General features: G+C 66.7%; 24 protein-coding genes. 12 read left to right on the top strand and 12 right to left on the bottom strand.

The features are described from left to right. Positions 1–42: 42 nt before the first annotated feature. On the top strand, positions 43–708 hold the full coding sequence (locus C5B99_RS00720; protein WP_104239856.1) for an SDR family oxidoreductase: 666 nt from the start codon (positions 43–45) through the stop codon (positions 706–708). A gap of 56 nt (positions 709–764) precedes the next feature. Here C5B99_RS00720 and C5B99_RS00715 read toward each other — a convergent pair whose 3' ends face one another. The 4 genes from C5B99_RS00715 to C5B99_RS00700 all read right to left on the bottom strand — a co-directional run bounded on the left by C5B99_RS00715 (position 765) and on the right by C5B99_RS00700 (position 3479). Next, positions 765–1415 carry a Type 1 glutamine amidotransferase-like domain-containing protein gene (locus C5B99_RS00715; RefSeq protein WP_219819594.1) on the bottom strand — a complete coding sequence of 217 codons (651 nt, stop codon included), beginning with the start codon at positions 1413–1415 and terminating at the stop codon, positions 765–767. A gap of 68 nt (positions 1416–1483) precedes the next feature. Then, entirely contained in the window at positions 1484–2104 is a 621-nt protein-coding gene (locus C5B99_RS00710) for a response regulator transcription factor (protein WP_258062985.1), read from the bottom strand. Then, positions 2101–3237 (bottom strand): sensor histidine kinase, encoded by a 1137-nt coding sequence (locus C5B99_RS00705; protein WP_104239855.1) that lies wholly within the window; start codon positions 3235–3237, stop codon positions 2101–2103. The genes C5B99_RS00710 and C5B99_RS00705 overlap by 4 nt, the downstream gene beginning before the upstream one ends. Continuing rightward, the gene (locus tag C5B99_RS00700) at positions 3234–3479 is read right to left on the bottom strand and encodes a hypothetical protein (protein ID WP_104239854.1); all 246 of its coding nucleotides are present in this window, start codon (positions 3477–3479) and stop codon (positions 3234–3236) included. The genes C5B99_RS00705 and C5B99_RS00700 overlap by 4 nt, the downstream gene beginning before the upstream one ends. Before the next feature lie 111 nt (positions 3480–3590). On the opposite strand from C5B99_RS00700, the gene C5B99_RS00695 reads away from it, so the two are divergent. The 3 genes from C5B99_RS00695 to C5B99_RS00690 all read left to right on the top strand — a co-directional run bounded on the left by C5B99_RS00695 (position 3591) and on the right by C5B99_RS00690 (position 5874). After that, complete coding sequence (locus C5B99_RS00695; RefSeq protein ID WP_104239853.1) at positions 3591–4250, top strand: stage II sporulation protein M; 660 nt, start codon at positions 3591–3593, stop codon at positions 4248–4250. Positions 4251–4421: 171 nt separating this feature from the next. Next, on the top strand, positions 4422–4913 hold the full coding sequence (locus C5B99_RS19110; protein ID WP_181059464.1) for a hypothetical protein: 492 nt from the start codon (positions 4422–4424) through the stop codon (positions 4911–4913). 124 nt (positions 4914–5037) lie between these two features. Beyond that, on the top strand, positions 5038–5874 hold the full coding sequence (locus C5B99_RS00690; RefSeq protein ID WP_181064898.1) for a CPBP family intramembrane glutamic endopeptidase: 837 nt from the start codon (positions 5038–5040) through the stop codon (positions 5872–5874). Positions 5875–5915: 41 nt separating this feature from the next. On the opposite strand, the gene C5B99_RS00685 is transcribed toward C5B99_RS00690, so the two are convergent. Next, positions 5916–6848 carry a CPBP family intramembrane glutamic endopeptidase gene (locus C5B99_RS00685; protein ID WP_104239851.1) on the bottom strand — a complete coding sequence of 311 codons (933 nt, stop codon included), beginning with the start codon at positions 6846–6848 and terminating at the stop codon, positions 5916–5918. Positions 6849–6867: 19 nt separating this feature from the next. Continuing rightward, a complete protein-coding gene (locus C5B99_RS00680; RefSeq protein WP_258062984.1) occupies positions 6868–7431 on the bottom strand; it encodes a hypothetical protein in 564 nt (187 codons plus the stop codon). 169 nt (positions 7432–7600) lie between these two features. Here C5B99_RS00680 and C5B99_RS00675 point away from each other — a divergent pair, with 169 nt between their 5' ends. The 3 genes from C5B99_RS00675 (at position 7601) to C5B99_RS00665 (ending at position 9130) form a co-directional block, all read left to right on the top strand. Further along, positions 7601–8212: a TetR/AcrR family transcriptional regulator gene (locus C5B99_RS00675; RefSeq protein WP_104239849.1), complete on the top strand. Its 612-nt coding sequence runs from the start codon at positions 7601–7603 to the stop codon at positions 8210–8212. Beyond that, positions 8209–8520: a hypothetical protein gene (locus C5B99_RS00670; RefSeq protein ID WP_104239848.1), complete on the top strand. Its 312-nt coding sequence runs from the start codon at positions 8209–8211 to the stop codon at positions 8518–8520. The genes C5B99_RS00675 and C5B99_RS00670 overlap by 4 nt, the downstream gene beginning before the upstream one ends. Before the next feature lie 151 nt (positions 8521–8671). Further along, on the top strand, positions 8672–9130 hold the full coding sequence (locus tag C5B99_RS00665) for a putative immunity protein (protein WP_219819593.1): 459 nt from the start codon (positions 8672–8674) through the stop codon (positions 9128–9130). On the opposite strand, the gene C5B99_RS00660 is transcribed toward C5B99_RS00665, so the two are convergent. Further along, positions 9102–9548 (bottom strand): arsenate reductase ArsC, encoded by a 447-nt coding sequence (locus C5B99_RS00660; protein ID WP_104239956.1) that lies wholly within the window; start codon positions 9546–9548, stop codon positions 9102–9104. The two genes, C5B99_RS00665 and C5B99_RS00660, sit on opposite strands and share 29 nt — an antisense overlap. A gap of 55 nt (positions 9549–9603) precedes the next feature. After that, positions 9604–10698 carry an ACR3 family arsenite efflux transporter gene (arsB, locus tag C5B99_RS00655; protein WP_104239847.1) on the bottom strand — a complete coding sequence of 365 codons (1095 nt, stop codon included), beginning with the start codon at positions 10696–10698 and terminating at the stop codon, positions 9604–9606. A 100-nt stretch (positions 10699–10798) separates the two neighbouring features. On the opposite strand from arsB, the gene C5B99_RS00650 reads away from it, so the two are divergent. Further along, on the top strand, positions 10799–11170 hold the full coding sequence (locus tag C5B99_RS00650; protein ID WP_068495214.1) for a metalloregulator ArsR/SmtB family transcription factor: 372 nt from the start codon (positions 10799–10801) through the stop codon (positions 11168–11170). Then, the gene (locus tag C5B99_RS19105) at positions 11167–11310 is read left to right on the top strand and encodes a hypothetical protein (protein WP_181064897.1); all 144 of its coding nucleotides are present in this window, start codon (positions 11167–11169) and stop codon (positions 11308–11310) included. Before C5B99_RS00650 ends, C5B99_RS19105 begins: the two co-directional genes overlap by 4 nt. Positions 11311–11350: 40 nt before the next feature. On the opposite strand, the gene C5B99_RS00645 is transcribed toward C5B99_RS19105, so the two are convergent. Further along, a complete protein-coding gene (locus C5B99_RS00645) occupies positions 11351–11722 on the bottom strand; it encodes a MerR family transcriptional regulator (protein ID WP_104239846.1) in 372 nt (123 codons plus the stop codon). A gap of 158 nt (positions 11723–11880) precedes the next feature. On the opposite strand from C5B99_RS00645, the gene C5B99_RS00640 reads away from it, so the two are divergent. Then, entirely contained in the window at positions 11881–13392 is a 1512-nt protein-coding gene (locus C5B99_RS00640; RefSeq protein ID WP_104239845.1) for a SulP family inorganic anion transporter, read from the top strand. Between the two features lie 27 nt (positions 13393–13419). Further along, positions 13420–14043, top strand: coding sequence for a hypothetical protein (locus C5B99_RS00635; RefSeq protein WP_104239844.1), 624 nt, complete (start codon positions 13420–13422; stop codon positions 14041–14043). An 81-nt stretch (positions 14044–14124) separates the two neighbouring features. Here the strand turns inward: C5B99_RS00635 and C5B99_RS00630 are convergent, their stop codons facing one another. Continuing rightward, positions 14125–14616, bottom strand: a complete 492-nt coding sequence (locus tag C5B99_RS00630; RefSeq protein ID WP_104239843.1) for a hypothetical protein — start codon at positions 14614–14616, stop codon at positions 14125–14127. A 115-nt stretch (positions 14617–14731) separates the two neighbouring features. Beyond that, entirely contained in the window at positions 14732–15190 is a 459-nt protein-coding gene (locus tag C5B99_RS00625) for a hypothetical protein (RefSeq protein WP_146081910.1), read from the bottom strand. On the opposite strand from C5B99_RS00625, the gene C5B99_RS00620 reads away from it, so the two are divergent. Further along, complete coding sequence (locus C5B99_RS00620; RefSeq protein WP_146081909.1) at positions 15189–15599, top strand: hypothetical protein; 411 nt, start codon at positions 15189–15191, stop codon at positions 15597–15599. The two genes, C5B99_RS00625 and C5B99_RS00620, sit on opposite strands and share 2 nt — an antisense overlap. Positions 15600–15733: 134 nt before the next feature. Here the strand turns inward: C5B99_RS00620 and C5B99_RS00615 are convergent, their stop codons facing one another. Further along, the gene (locus C5B99_RS00615; RefSeq protein WP_308471570.1) at positions 15734–16159 is read right to left on the bottom strand and encodes a GNAT family N-acetyltransferase; all 426 of its coding nucleotides are present in this window, start codon (positions 16157–16159) and stop codon (positions 15734–15736) included. Positions 16160–16289: the final 130 nt, after the last annotated feature.

Below are 16289 nucleotides of genomic sequence, written 5' to 3'. Positions count from 1 at the left end.
CCCTGCGGTATCTGCGCTGCGCGGGACACGAAAGGACGCCTCATGCCTCTTCTCACCATCGTCGGAGCCGGCCCCGGACTCGGACTCGAGATCGCCCGCGCCTTCGCGCGTCGAGGGTTCGACGTCGCTCTCGTGGCGCGCACCCAGGCCAGGCTCGACTCCCTCGTCGAGACCCTCATGAGCGAAGGCATCACAGCCCACGCGTTCGCCGCCGACATCAGCCGACCAGACTCCGTCACGGAAGCTCTTCGTGCGATCAAGGACACGCTCGGCCCGATCGACGTGCTCGAGTTCTCGCCAGCGGACCCGTCCCTGGCGCCCGTCGACGTGCTCGATGTGACGATGGAGAACCTGCAGCCCCAGATCGACTTCTATCTCGGAGGCGCGCTCACCGCCGTCGGGGCTGTGTTGCCGGACATGATCGCGGCCGGCGAAGGCACGGTCCTCGTCGTCACCGGCGGTGGTTCCATCAACCCCATGCCCTTCCTCGGCAATGTGAACATCGCCGCGGCCGGGCTGCGCAACTGGACCCTCAATCTGCACAACGCACTCCAGCCGAAGGGGGTCTATGTCGCGCACATGGGCATCACCGCGCTCATCGGAGGCGGCCACCCCGACGCCGAGCCCGAGGTCATCGCCGAGGCGCTGGCGCGACTGCACGACGAGCGTCGGCAGCCCGAGCTGCATTACGTCGCCTACAACGGCTAACACGCAGACCACGTTTCAGGCGCGCGATGAGGCCGATCATCTTCACGGCGACACGCTCAGCAGCTTGAGTTGATCACGCTCGTGTTCGTTCCGTTGCCGAGAAGGGCCTGGTCGTCGGCGAGGGGGAGCAACGGGTAGTCAGCTCCGTACGTGTCCAGCGTCGTGCGAATCAGGTCCGGTGGGTAGGGCGGCAGCTGCCCATCCGCATGCGGGATGACGGTCTGCTCGACCAGCCCGAGACCGGTGAGATCAGTGAGCAGGGGCCCATCTGCGGGGTCGTCCATCAGGGAGGCGGGCGTGACATCGGGCCCCGCGATGATCGATCCGGCGCTGGACCCGACATAGGGGAGCCCTGCTCGCACGTGCTCGACCAAGGGGGCGTCGCAGCCAGACACGCGCAGCGCCTCAAGGAGCGCGAAGGTGCTCCCGCTCGCCACGTACAGCGCATCCAACTCGTCGAGCACGCGCTCGAACTCGGCGACGCTCAGGCCCCGAACGGTGATGCCGACGACCTCGTGGCCCAGCTTCTCCACAGAGTCGCGTTCCGCTCGCACGAACGGAGCCTCCGAGAACGCCACCTGGGCGTCGTCGATGTAGCCGAGGCGGAGTGGGCCTTCGCGATCTGTCGACTCCGCGAGGAAAGACGCGAGCGCACCCGGACAGCGAGAGAGCAGGAGGATCTTCACGCCGGGCACGGTATCAGCCACCGCCGACAGCTTGATCGAACCCGGAAGGCTGCTGTGCTCTTCCGCTCGAAGCTCGTTGCGTCCAGACGTCAGAGCCAGTCGCGCTCGTGGGCCACCCGGGCTGCGTCATGGCGCGTGCCAGCACTCGTCTTCTGCATCGCGCTGGAGAGATAGTTGCGGACTGTTCCCGGGGCGAGGTGGAGCCTCCGTGCAATGTCGCGGACGGAGTACCCCTCGCGCGTCTCGCGCAGGACGTCGACTTCTCGGGCGGTGAGCGGCGAATCGTCGGCCATGGCGGCCTCGAGGACATCATGGGCGATCCACCGCTGCCCAGCGTGAACGCGCTCGACGGCGTCCGCGATGTCTTCCGGGTCGGAGGCCTTGCTCATGAAGCCGAGCACCCCGAGGTCAAGGGCTCGCCGGAGCACGCCGGGCCGTGCGTGTCGAGTGAGCATGAGGACGCGTTGGGCGGGCCGCTCGGCCAGGATCCGTGCAACGGCCTGCAGTCCGTCTGTCCCGGGCATCTCAAGATCGATGACAAGCACGTCAGGCTCGTGCTCGAGCGTGGAAGCGACGGCTTCGTTCCCGTTGCTCGCGTGGCCGACGACCTGGATCAGGCCATCGAGGGGGAGGAGCGCCGAGAGGGCGGTGCGCAGGAGGAGTTCGTCGTCCGCGAGGACCACGCGGACAGGATCGCGGCCGCTGCTCACGACGCACTCCGCGCCGGAGTCTCGACCGACGGCGAGTTGATGTGAGCTGAGACGGTGAAGGTGGGCGGGGTGTGCTGCACGGACAGCGTCCCGCGGTTCGCCTCGAGTCGTTCGCGGAGCCGTGCGAGGCCACGAAGCGGAGCGTCCTCCGCGCCTACTCCGTCGTTGGTGATCTCGATGCGGTCTGGAGTCGCGATGATGGTCACGCGCTCGGGGCTGGCGTGACGCAGCAAGTTCGTGGTCGCTTCGCGAAGCACCTGCGCGAGCAGCTCATGCGGGCTGGCCTCTGTCCCATCCGCGACCTCCGTGCTGACCTGGATGCCCACCGCCTGGCATAGCTTCGTGGCGTTCTCGAGCTCGGCCAGAAGGTTGAGCCGATGCCGAGCGTAGGCGAGCGTCCGGGTCTCCGCGATGGTGTCACTCGTGAGCTGGCGGATGTCATCGAGTTCGCTGATGGCCCGGTCTGGATCTGTCGCAACGAGACGACGGGCGAGAGCGGCCTTGAGCTTGATGACGTGCAGGGTGTGGCCCTGGATGTCATGCAGGTCTCCGGCGAAGCGCATCCGCTCGTTCGCGACGGCCAGCTCCGCCTCTGTCCTGGCGGCCACTTTCAGGCGCCGGACGACGAGCCAGACATGCTCGCTGAAGACGATGACCCCGGTGATGAACAGCGTTCCCAGGGCGGGAGAGACCAGGTAGAGAGTGACGAGCTCCCACGTCACCGGGTGGAAGATGAGCGCACTGGCGCCCACGCCGGCGACACCGGCCGCGAACACAGCGAACCACAGCATCCGCCTCCGCGACCTGGCCAGGAGCATGGCCCCGATCAGTGACAGCGGCACGAAGCTGATGGGGCTCGATGCGGTGAGCGAGCCGACACCCCAGCCCACCGCCGTGAAGATCAGCGCGAACATGGCCCTCCGCGGGTACCGATCCAGGCTCCACTCGCGGAGCACCCCCAGGGTCAGGAGGTAGCCGATGGCGGCCGTCGCGCCTTCCCACCAGGATGCGGCGGTGACGGCAACGCCCAGCAGGCTGGGCGGGGCGATCGCCACGACGGCCGTGACCATCGCCAGCTGGCGCATCCGCCGCTCGGACGGGACGTCATCTCGCCCCACCATGTCGATGGTCACCTCCGAGTCTCAGCGTCCCGCGTCTTGATCGTGCGTCCGACGGGCACCTTGGCGATCATCGCAGCACCAAGCATGCCGAGCGCAATGTACTGCAGGCTGGGGTTGTCGAGAAAGAAGCCCGTGATGTCCGACGGCAGGGTGGTGAAGATGCCGAAGTCCCAGAAATGGAAACCGAGGTACGCGAGGCATACCGTCACCGTCACGGCGATCACGGCGTTGAGTGTCAGGTCGATTGCCTTCATAGTGCTCCAACTCTCGCCAGTTCCACGCCCTCCGGGTAGTGACGCTGTGTCACCTCTCTCGGTGACCCGGCGTCACTACCGACTCTTCCCGTCTGCCGGTGAGGTGGAACCATGACCTCAGCAGCTCGAACGAACCACCACTCACGACCACGCAGGTGGCGGCGCTCGTTCCGCCTCATCCGCGACAACGCGCGCGCCTACGCCTGGCTCAACGTGGGCGCCTACGGCCTCACCGCTGTCGGCTTCGTGCTGGGAATCGTCTTCCCGGACCTCAACGCAGCTCGAGCGGATGCCCTCGAGAGCGACGGCACGGCGGGGCTGGTCCAGGACCTCGTGCTCACGCCGCCCTTGTTCGCCCTCGTGATCCTGGCCGTCAACATCGGCAAGGTCGGGCTGGGCTTCATCGTCCTGCCGTCCCTCATCGTGCCCTTCGCTGGCCTGGGCCTCTTCGCCTACTTCGCCGTGGAAACCGGCGTCACCCTCGCCCCCACCTCGCCCGTCGCGTGGGTGCAGCTCATCCCGCACTCGCTGACGCTGATCATCGAGCTGCAGGCCTACATCCTCCTGCTGCTGGGCGCGTGGCTCCTCGGGCGACACTGGCTCTTTCCGCGAACCATCGGCGCCCCCACTCGGCGACGCGGATACCTCCGTGGCCTGCAGTGCATGGGACTGCTCGCCGTACCTGCGCTTTCCCTCCTCGTCATCGGGGCCATCTGGGAGGCGATCTCGCTCCGCTATCTCATCCACCCGCTCGCCGAGTGGCTGCTGTAGCGGCGCCGAGGCCACACGCCTGGCATAGGGGCAAATCGAGGTACGCAGCTCATGAATCCCGGGCCGAGTCAAGCGCTCCGGGCGGATTGCGTAGGCTGGCCATGATTGCCTGATGCGTGCTTGATCGCGCCCACCGAGACCACCTCAACGCGCCACCCTTCTGGAGAGACCATGTCGAACGCGCATACCCCAGCCGATCCGAGCCGTCGAACAGTGCTGACCGCGCTGAGCTGGTCGGCGCCCGTCCTCGCTCTGTCGGCTTCCGTTCCGGCCGCAGTCGCAAGCACGACGGCAACCGGCGGCACGCTCACGCTGAACGGAGGTTCAAGTGCCGGTGAAGGAATCTTCTTCGCCGGGTCGAACTACGACGGTTCCAGCGCGAGCGGCCCGTACACCGCCCAGCAGCTCCAGGTCATCGTCACGGTTCCCACGGGGGTGCCCTTCACGACGTCCGCAGCACCTGCTGGATTCGACGTCAGCGTCGATGGCAACGTCGTCACTCTCACGAACACCACCCCTCTTCCGGCGGGCGAACAGACGCCGGTCCTCGGCGACTTCTTCATCAGCGGCAGCTTCGCTGTCGGCACCAGCTACACCGTCCGTGTCGCGCCGACCACGATCACGACCACCTTCACCGGGCTCGCCGCCGACGGCACCTTCTGAGCGGTCGGCCCCACGCTCCGACCCTCTTGCCCGGCGGGAGCGAACCGAAACGGACGGCGCTGCTCGTCGCACTCGACACGCACGAACACAGAGGTCGGAGCGCTTCCGCAGAACGGACCCCTGCATGACAGCAACCACGCTCGTGACTGGCTCGCGCAAGCCCGGGATCCTGACAGCTCTCGCGGCCGTCGTCGTCTATGTTGCGCTCGCCGCCGGCCTCGGCAACCTCCTGAGCAGCTTGGTCAGCGACGACCAGGAAGTGGCCCAGTTCGCGCTTGGGCATCTCATCCCGCTTCCCATCGGCATTGCGCTGCTGCTTCTCTACGTCCGCTGGACTGGCAACGCTGAGCAGGTGTGGCGCGAACGCCCCACGCCCACGCTCACACCTCGGCGCTGGTACCTGGTCTCCATTCCGATCCTCATGATCGCGTCGTCCCTCGCGGTCCTCGCGGAGGTCGCCTGGGCCGAGCAGACCTTTGCGTTGATCGCCGTGATCACGCTCGGAACGCTGCTCGTGGGATTCGGGGAGGAGCTCGCCGTCCGAGGCGTGCTTCTGACCGCCGTCCGACAACGACACGGTGAACTCGCGGTCCTCCTCATCACGTCCCTGGTCTTCGCGCTCGCGCACATTCCCGGGAGCATCATCGCCGGGGCGCCTCCCGCGGTCATAGCCTTCCAGCTGGGCGGCCTCATCATCGCTGGCGCAAGCTACTACTGGATCAGGCGTGTAACCGGGCGCCTCTGGGTCGGCGCGCTGATCCACGCCTTCAGCGATTGGAACCTCTACCTTGCCGCGGACGCGGGTACTCAGGCTGCCAGCGTGCCGAACAGTCACGAGGCCCCTGCCGATCCGTTCATCGGAACCCTCGGAGTGGTGCTCTGGATCATCCTCGCCGTCGGCGTCGTGAGCGTGATCCGGGAGGACCGGCGGAACAGGAGACAAGACGCCAGCAGTCTCTGATCGCCCACGCCGCACCGGCACGCTGCAGTTGTGTCGACGGCTCAGCGTTCGGGGGTGCGCGCCGGGCCGGTTCTGCGCGTCATCCACCAGATGACGGCGGTGATGAGGATGAGCGTCGCGCTCGGCATGAGGGTGGCAAACGAACCGGATGCTGCTTCGCGGCTGTTGAGCGCGCCGCCGAGATCGACGTGCAGCGTGGTTCCGAGCACGAGGGCCGTGACGTTGTAGACGACGTGGAGAACGACGGCGGTCTCGAGTCCGCCGGTGCGCCACGTGACGACCGCCAGCGAGCCGAACAGCACGAGGTAGGACGTGAGGATGTACGGGTCCAGTGAGCCATGGAAGAGCGAGAAGAGGACGGTCGGGATGATGATGCCGATCGCGGCACCGACGCGCGTACCGCGGGTCCACCCGCCGACCACGCGGAACATGAACCCGCGGAATCCGTATTCTTCGCCGGCGGCCGCCAGTGGTGTCAGCAGCATCCCGATCACAAAGTAGGCGACGAGGTCGAAGGTGGTCCAGGGAACCTGCTCGGCGGGGGCGAGGAGGAAACCGGAGGCGACGACGACGAGCAGTATCGGGCCGAAAGCGAGCATCGCCCGGCCGAAGACGCCGAATCGAAAACGCCCGGCCACGGAGTGCAGCGACCGGAAGGGGACTCCATAGAGCAGGCGCTGCAGCAGCATGCTGTAGGGGATGAGCACGCCGAGCGAGAGTGCTCCTGCGGCTTGCTGGAGAGGCGTGAAGCCGGTGCGCCCGAGAATCTGCGCGTCGATGATCGCCGCACCGAACAGGAACAGCTGCGCGAAGCCGACGAGTCCGACGAACAGGAGGACGATCGCGAGGACGCCGCGGAGGATTCGACGCTTCTCGCCCGCGTAGACGCGGTGGTACTCCACGGCCGGGGGAACGCGGGGAGTCGGTACGGGGTGGTCGTACTGGAGAAGCCAATTCGTGGTGGTGTTCGGCATTGTTGTTCCCTTTCGTGCGTCAGCTGGCGAGTTCATCGATCCAGCTCGACCTCATCCGAAGCGCTCGCTCCGTGCTGCCGATGACGGCGGCGAGGCCGATGAGCAGGTTGGCCTGAAGCGGCAGTTGCACGGGAGAGGTGAAGGTCCCGATCGAGTCGGCGATGGGGGGAATCTGCGAGAGAGCTGCGATGATCTGCGGCACTTCGACGCCCAGGCCGATGACGACGAGCAGGGTCGAGATAATGCCGATGAGACGGCTGGCGTTGGGATGCCTGTGGTGCAGCCGGGCGCGGCGGCCTTCGCCCGATGCAGGATCGGGGGTCAGCTGCACCTCGCTGCCGTCTGCGCGCACGTAGTGGCAGCGCTTGAGTCCGAAGCCGGTGATGGCGACTTCGATGTGACCGCCTGGGACCGGGAAGCGGGTCGGCATTCTCGCGAACGACTGCAGCGCCCCGTCCACATACAGGCGGGCGCGGATCTCGCCGTCCGTCATATCGCCACCGTGTCGGACATCGACCGTGTAGGTGGATGCGGTGCCGTCGGCGGAGCGCAGCGTGATCGCGCGGAGCGACCTGCTCAACATCTGCCACCAGTGGTAACGGCGAAGTGGCTCGCCGGATCCTGCACGCACGCGCCGGGTGCGCCATTTCTTGAGCCCCATTCCGTCCTCGATCCGAATTGGTACAGCGTGATAGTCAACGAGGGGATAAGCTAGCACACCGTAATAGAGTGTTGTCGCGAGAAGGGCAGACATGACTGAGGTACCCAAGGAGCCGGGCACGCGCGACAAGATCCTGATCGCCGCGGCGACGATGCTCGGCGAGAACCCGACCGCGCGCTTGAGCGTGAGGGCGGTGGCTGCCCGTGCGCAGGTGAGCACCGGCTCGCTCCGCCATTTCTTTCCGACCCAGCGCGATCTCATCGATACGGTTGTCGCGGGCCTCTACGACCTCGATATCCCCGACGATCCCATCACCGATCGCTCCATGTCGCCGGCCGATCGCCTGATGGCCTGCTTGCGCCTGATCCTCGCGCAAGTGGGTGTCGGCGATCGCGCCCGGGAGCAATGGGGTGCCCTGTACGACGCATACGTGGCATCCCCGCCGTCCGAAGACGAAGCGGCGACCTACTTCGCGCTCGAGCGGATGGGGCGCCACCGTATCGAGCGATGGCTGACCACGCTCATCGAGGAGGGGGCCGTGCCCGCGGGCGAGGTCGAGCGGCGGGCGCGATTTCTCGCGACCGTGCTCAGCGGCCTCATGACCGACCGCGCTCTGCCCGCCGAAGCGGTGCAGACGGAGGCCGAGACGGACACGCTCCGCCTCGCCGTGCACGCCGTCACGACCGCGTGGAGCGCCTCATGAACAGGCTCCTCTACGAGGCCGCGCTGCAGGTCGTTCCGCTGTTGCTCATCGCCCTCTTCCTCGATCGACGCGTGACAGGTGACGAGACGACGGCGCGTGCCCGGCGATGGCACCGTTGGTCGAGCAAGTTCTCGCTGCTCCTGAACGGGATCGCGTTCATGCTGTCGCTGTTCGTCGTCGCGGGGGTGATACCTGCCGGCTCGCTCACCATGGCGATCGTCATCTCCGCCGTCGCAGGGTCGATCGGGCTGCTCTGCGGACAGATCTGGCAACGGATCGACGAGGGGGGAAGGCCCGCAGGAAGGTGACTCGTCCGTGCGGCGACGTCATCCTCCGATTCGTCTCGCCCGCAGTCGGAGCCGACCAATGCTGGGCCACTTCCAGCACGTGCGCGCGCACCTTCTCGACCAACCCGCGTTGGGTGATCGTTCTGGAGCGGATCCCTGAGACGATCGATGCGTGAGCGAGGAGACCAAGGCCAAGTGGGCCAACCCTGAGCCGCCGATCCATCGCGCGATCGCCCGGTGGGCGGCGAGCTGCGCCGAGCGTGCCCTGCCCATCTTTGAGGAACAGCGACCGGGTGATGACCGCCCGCGCGCAGCGATCGCAGCAGTACGCGCGTGGGAACGCGGCGAACTCCCGATGACGACATGTCGCACTGCTGCGTTTGCAGCTCACGCGGCCGCGCGCGACGCGACTGAGGCAGGGGCGGCGGCCGTCGCCGCCGCTCGTGCCGCCGGTCAGGCGTGCGCAGTGGCCCACATGTTCGACCACTCGCCGCACGCTGCGAGCTACGCGGCGAAAGCGGTTGGCCTTCACGGCGGCGGCGAGGCTGCTCGAGAAGCTGAGCGCGCCTGGCAATGGGAGCAGCTCGCCCCAGGGTTGCGGGCTATCGGCTTCCCGAAGGGCCTCCACTAGCGATCGGCTCGACCTTCTCGGGGAGCAGGTCAGCGATGAGCGCCTCGACGCGCCGCTTGATGTCGTCGCGGATGGGGCGCACGGCCTCGATGCCCTGGCCTGCGGGGTCGTCGAGCTTCCAGTCCTCGTAGCGCTTGCCGGGGAAGAACGGGCAGGCGTCGCCGCAGCCCATCGTGATCACGACATCGGAGGCCTGGACAGCTTCAGTGGTCAGCACCTTCGGGGTGTTCCCCGCGATGTCGATGCCCTCTTCGGCCATGGCCTCGACGGCGACGGGGTTGATCTGGTCTTTCGGCTCGCTCCCCGCGGAGAGCACCTCGATACGCCCACCTGCGAGGGCGGTGAGGTAGCCGGCGGCCATCTGGGAGCGGCCAGCGTTGTGGACGCAGACGAACAGCACGGAAGGTTTCGTGGACATCATGGGCCTTTCACAGAGGTGGGTGGAGCGAGGTCAACGAGGGGGTGGAGAGGGTTCAGACGAGGGTGGACGTCGGCGCGGCGGGTGCCGGGGTGGCTGCTGCGGCGGGGAAGAGCCGGGTGCGCAACCAGAGGGCGACGTAGACGAGTGCGACGAGCACGGGCACCTCGATGAGCGGGCCGACGATGCCCGCGAGGGCTTGCCCGCTGGTCGCGCCGAACGTGCCGATGGCGACGGCGATCGCGAGCTCGAAGTTGTTGCCCGCCGCCGTGAACGCGAGCGTCGTGGTGCGCTCGTAGCCGAGCCCCACGAGTTTCCCGAGCCCGAAGCCGAGGAGGAAGGTGACGGCGAAGTAGATGAGCAGCGGCAGAGCGATGCGTGCGACGTCCCAGGGGCGGTCGATGACCTGCTGCCCCTGGAGGGCGAAGAGCATGACGATCGTGAACAGCAGCCCGTAGAGCGCGAATGGGCCCACCTTTGGGAGGAACCTGGACTCGTACCAGTCGCGGCCCTTCGTCGACTCCCCGATGCGGCGGGAGAGGTAGCCGGCGAGCAGCGGAATGCCGAGGAACACGAGCACGCTGATCGTGATGGCCCAGAAGGAGAAGTCCGCGCTGGTCGTGGGCAGGCCAAGCCAGGACGGGAGCAGCTGGAGGTAGAACCAGCCGAGCGCCCCGAACATGATGACCTGGAACACGGAGTTCAGCGCAACGAGGAACGCGGCCGCTTCCCGGTCCCCGCAGGCGAGGTCGTTCCAGATCAGCACCATCGCGATGCAGCGAGCAAGTCCCACGATGATGAGCCCGGTCCGGTATTCGGGCAGATCTGGCAGCAGCAGCCACGCGAGGGCGAACATGAGGGCGGGTCCCACAAGCCAGTTCATGACGAGCGAGGAGATCAGCAGCTTCCGGTCACCGGCGACGGCCCGTGCATCCGAGTAGCGGACCTTCGCGAGCACCGGGTACATCATCACCAGCAGCCCGATGGCGATCGGGACGCTCACAGAGCCGATCTCGAACGCGTGCAGCGCTTCCCCGACGATGGGAACGAACACTGCGAGAGCGAGGCCGAGGGCCATGGCCGCGATGATCCAGACCGGCAGGAACCGATCTGTGATGCCGAGCTTGACGGGCGGGGTGACAGCAGTCATGAAGCTCCAGAGAGATATTGATCTCGGTCGATATTGATGCGGATCGATACGAGTATGGCTAGGGTATCGATGACTGTCAATTTCCTTGGAGGACGTTCAGATGTCGTTCACGCAACTCCTGCCGCTCACCGACGTGACCGCGTGCTGCGAGCCCCTCACGGACGAGGCGATCTCCGCGGAGAACGCCGAGAAGCTGGCCAGAACCCTCAAGGTCATCGCCGACCCGGCCCGCCTGCGGCTCATCTCGATGATCGCGGCACAGGAGAAGGCGGAGGCGTGCGCCTGCGACCTCACGGAGCCGCTCGGACTCGGGCAGCCCACCGTCTCCCACCACCTGAAGATCTTGGTCGAGGCGGGCATCCTCGCCCGCGAGAAGCGCGGCTCGTGGGCCTACTTCAGTCTCGTCCCCGGTGCGCTCGACTCGCTCGCCGCCCTCCTCACCAGCAACGAACTCACCGGAGCGACCCGATGACCACCAGTCCCCGCAACATTGTCTTCGTCTGCCAGAAGAACAGATGCAAGTCGCAGATGGCCGCAGCGCTCATGCGTTCCGTCGTTGGCGCCGAGCTGCACGTCACCTCCGTCGCATTCGTGAAGGACGCTGATCACTGAATCCGGCGAGCGACACCCGCACTCACCTACAGTTTCCACCTCAGTTCAGGGCGGTCAATCGATCGACGAACTCGTCTGCGGCCGCGACCTGTTTCTGGAGCTTCGCCTGCCGCTCGAGTGCTTCGCTTCGGATCTCCTCGAGCCGCGTTCGGTTTCCGGCGTTCTCGGGATGCGCAGCCAGCTCGTCGACGACGTCGAGCAGCGCTCGCATCTGCTCCAAGCTGTAGCCGAGCGGCTTCATGCGGCGGATGAGCAGCAACCGCTCTTCGTCCTCAGCGGTGTAGAGGCGGAACCCGCCCTCGGTCCGTGCCGAGGGCACAAGAAGGCCGATCTCGTCGTAGTGGCGCAGTGACCGGATCGACATGCCGGTGCGGTCGGCGAGCTTGCCGATCTGCATCGTTTCCTCGGTCATCTCGTGCCCCTCTTGGCTTAACTCTCACGTTACGGTAGGTTTGCGTGGGGTTGCGGTTCTCCGCGATCCTCTCACTCTTTTCGAGACGCCTCAGGCTCTCGTGGTGCGCAACGGCGCGTGCTCCCTCGTCCTATTCCTGCACCCACCGAGGAGCTCCCGTGACCATCGTCACCCCTACTTCCGATCCCTCATCCCGGTACCGCATCGAGCCGACCGTCCTACAGGCGCTGCGGAGCCCCCGCATCCTGACTCGCGAGGTGCTCGCTGGTCTGGTCGTGGCGATCGCGCTCATCCCCGAAGCCATCGCATTCTCGATCATCGCCGGCGTCGACCCTCGCGTCGGCCTCTTCTCCTCGTTCGTGATGGCCGTTGCCATCGCGTTCCTCGGCGGCCGCCCCGCGATGATCACCGCCGCGACCGGCGCGATCGCGCTTGTCATCGCGCCCGTCGCCCGCGACTACGGCATGGACTACTTCATCGCCACCGTCATCCTCGGCGGCCTCATCCAGATCGTCCTCGCCCTGCTCGGGGTCGCGAAGCTCATGCGCTTCATCCCGCGCAGCGTCATGGTCGGGTTCGTGAACGCCCTCGCGATCCTCATCTTCATCTCGCAGGTGCCGCAGCTGCTCGGCGTGCCCTGGCTCGTCTACCCGCTCGTGGGCGCGGGCCTCCTCATCATGTACCTGCTGCCGAGGCTGACGAAGGTCGTGCCAGCGCCGCTTGTCGCGATCGTGCTGCTGACCGGCGCCGCCGTGGTCTTCGGCCTGAACGTGCCCACCGTTGGGGATCAGGGAGAGCTGCCGCGCAGTCTGCCCGAGCTGTTCATCCCGAACGTGCCCCTCAACCTGGAGACGCTGCAGATCATCGCTCCGTTCGCCATCGCGATGGCCGTGGTGGGCATCCTCGAGTCGCTGATGACCGCGAAGCTCGTCGACGAGATCACCGACACCCACTCCCGCAAGACCCGCGAGACCTGGGCGCAGGGCGTCGCCAACATGCTCTCCGGCATCTTCGGCGGCATGGGCGGATGCGCGATGATCGGCCAGACCATGATCAACGTGAAAGCGTCCGGTGCCCGCACACGGATCTCGACGTTCCTCGCCGGCGTCTTCCTGCTGGTTCTCGTCCTCGCACTTGGAGACGTGGTCGCGGTCATTCCCATGGCAGCCCTCGTCGCCGTCATGATCGTCGTCTCCATCGCGACCTTCGACTGGCACAGCATCACCCCGGCCACGCTGAAGCGCATGCCGAAGAGCGAGCTCGCGGTCATGCTCATCAGCGTCGTCGCGACCGTCTGGACCCACAACCTCGCTATCGGCGTCGTGCTCGGCGTGCTCGTCGCCATGGTCCTCTTCGCCCGCCGCGTCGCGCACTTCACCAACGTCACCCGCCGCATCGACGGCGGCACCGCCCACTACGACGTGGAGGGGGAGCTGTTCTTCGCCTCCAGCAACGACCTCACGACGCAGTTCGAGTACACGACAGACCCGGACCGCATCGTCATCGACATGTCCCGCTCCCACATCTGGGACGCCTCGACCGTCGCGGCCCTCGACGCCGTCGTCACGAAATATGAAGCCCACGGCAAGAGCGTGCACATCGAGGGCATGAACGACGCGACCACCGCCTTCCACCAGCGACTCAGCGGAGGGGTGGCCTCGAGCCACTAGGCCTCGCAGACCTGGGATGCTGGGGGTGTGGCTCTCTACGACACGACGCTCTCGCGGACTCCCGGCCTCGTCTCTCGGCGTTCGCTGCCGCGCACGATCGTGGCGACGGGCGCGCTCCTGCTGTGCATGGCAGCGGTGGTGTTCGCGGTGGTGAACTTCGCCGGGTTGATGGAGTACTCGAAGGAGAGCGCACAGGAAGCGTCGCGCCCGCGCTATCAAGCGCTGCGGGGGCTGGGCATTCTTCCCATAGCGATCATCATCCTCGCCGTGACCTTCGGTGTGTTCGCCGTCGGGGCGATTGTGGGGTCCTGGTCGAAAGTCTGGGTCCGCGAGCAGACCGGCACACCGCTTCGGAAGCGTTTCGAGGGGTACCACTCGCTCAGCCCGGACGCGTTCGAGCGACTCCACGCGGCGTTCGCATCCGGAGACCCGACCCGGTACGTGCCACTGCCGGAGCAGAGCCGCGGAGGTGACGGCGTCGTCTTCATCTGGACCGCCGACGCCGACCAGCTCGCATTCGTCGGAATGACCTGGGGGAGCAAGCGGAAGGCCACCCGCAACGCACCCCTCATCGTGCTCAGCGGTCGTCCGTTCGGCGACCTCGATCGTGCCCTCCGCGTGGGTCTCACCGCTCCGTGGGTCGCCGGCTAGGAAGCTGACGAGTCGAGCGGGCTCACCAATCCGGTTGGCCGGCAGTCGGATGCGGACGCTGACGAGCTGATCCGACGGCGATTAGTGCCAGGTCTGCGAGCTGTGCACGGCGCCGACGGTGAACGGGCGATCCGTGACGATCGTCGACCATCGCAGTGCGCGGTGAATGCTGTGCCAGAGGACCGAATCGTGACCCTCCCCGAGGGGCCGTCCCGCCACATCCACCGTGCTCGCGACGTATCCCAGTGGTTGACGTTCACCAGGCCACAGGCGCGCAACGCGACCACCCATGACGACCGCGCGCTTCTCGAGCAGCGTCAGGCTGGTGTACCCCATGGGCACGTTCTCGAACAGGACGTCTTGCCTGAAGTCGTCCGCCGTTCCACACCGGGAGACTCCGCTTCCGGTCTCCGCGAAGAGGAGCGTCTCGTCGTGGTCTGTGTCGAAGACCGATGGATGGCCCCGCAGCCAGGTCGCGGGCCCGGCAGGTTCGTGATCGATCTTGGGCACCTCGACCCCCTCGTCCCACCACGAGCTGGAATCGAGGATCATCGGAACGTTCACGCTCTTCACGAGGCGTGATCATACGGGCTCAGCTCCTGCACTGACAGAGGAAGCTCAACTCCTGGCGCCCGCAGCTCGTTCTCGGTCGGTGGGAGCCTGCGAGGCCGTCGCCGTGATGCTCCGACTAGGCAATTACTCGCGGAAGGCGGCCGTGTCGACGGAGATAGTCCTCGACGAGCTCCTCTTCGGTGACTCGCCCGCCAGCATGCAGTCGCCGAAGGTAGGGGACCAGCCAGCTCCCTTCGGCTTTCATGATGTGTGCCAGCGAGCGCGTTTGGAGGGCCTCTTCAACGCTGACGACACGTCCGGCAGCCCCGTGGCCCACGCCCTCGCTCAGCCCGATAGTCCACACCTGGTCTTCGCTCAGCACGAAGTCGACGTCGTAGGGCCACGCCGGCGAGCCCGCATCTCCCTGCTGTGGCGAGCTGGATGCCAGGCGCAGAATGCGCTTCTTCGGTTCGCTGCTCGCCATCACAACATCATGACCGAGAAACCCCGTCACCGCCGCCGCCTCGCAAAACCCAGGTGCTTTGGTGCGTCTCACGCTGGACGCTCTCCGTTCCCTGTTGTTGAGTGAGTGCATGTCGCAACGCATCCTTGATCCGGTGACCCAGGTCGAGCTCATCGTGCCTGATGGCATCTCCCGCGACGACGCTATCGAGCACGCTCGATTGCGCAGGGCAGGGAAGCTACGGCGTCTGCGCCTTTTCCCTGACTGGGGACACGACTACTCGCTCTGGGGAGACGGGGGAGCAATGAGCCCCGAACATTTCGGTATCTCTGACGGGCTGGCCGAGCGCCTGCGTGAGTGGACGGCATTCTGGGCGGCTCGAGCCGACCCCTTCGAACCATGGACCGACCTCGAAACCTTGCACGCCTGGTGGCAGGAAGGCTTGAGTCTCGCGACCGACCTCCAACGAGAGCTCTACAAGACAACCGTCGTCATTCCAGAGTTCGGCCCTCACCGCGAGCAGGGGTGGGAGTACTCGTAACCCCGCGGTTGTGCACGGTGTCATCGCGGAGGGGCGGGCGGGAACTCACGCGTTCAGTCCAGCCTCGGGCGCGACATCGCCTCGCGACCCTCGGCTGGACCTGAGCCCCGAGGCGACCAGCAGCGCGTTCCCGGTCAGAGCCCCGGTTGGCGGGCGGTGTCGAGGGTGAGCTTGAACCCGGTGTGCGAGGGCCGGAAACCGAGGCGTTCGTAGAAGCGGTGGGCGTCGGCGCGGGCCCTGTCGGACGTCAGCTGCACGAGCGTGGCGCCGAGTGCCGGCGCAGCCACGCGGACCGTCCAGTTCATGAGGGCCGTGCCGATCCCGGACGAACGATGGTGGGTCGCAACCCGAACCGCCTCGATCTGGAGCCGCCAGGCTCCTCGGCGGGCCATCCCGGGGATGAGGGTGAGCTGCAGGGTGCCGACGGGGGGCTCCGGCCAGGTCAGTCGCCAGAATGACCTCGTTGCCAGGGTCGGCGATGACGCCCTCGAGCGCCCTGCGGTACAGCCGCTCATCGGCGTGATCGGCAACGTCGCCCCGAGACGCGCTGATCGGGTCATCGGACAGCAGTCCCATGAGTGCGGGGAGGTCACCGAGCGTCGCTCGACGGATCGCGATGGGCTCGGTCGCCGTCGGGAGTTCGGTCGGAAGCGTCAACAGTTTGAGCATGGCCTCATGCTCGCACTGTGA

This window comes from Pseudoclavibacter sp. Z016, from assembly GCF_002931215.1.
Classification (GTDB): domain Bacteria; phylum Actinomycetota; class Actinomycetes; order Actinomycetales; family Microbacteriaceae; genus Pseudoclavibacter.
Note: the sequence above shows the minus strand (reverse complement) of the source record. Positions and strands in the feature narration are given on the sequence as shown.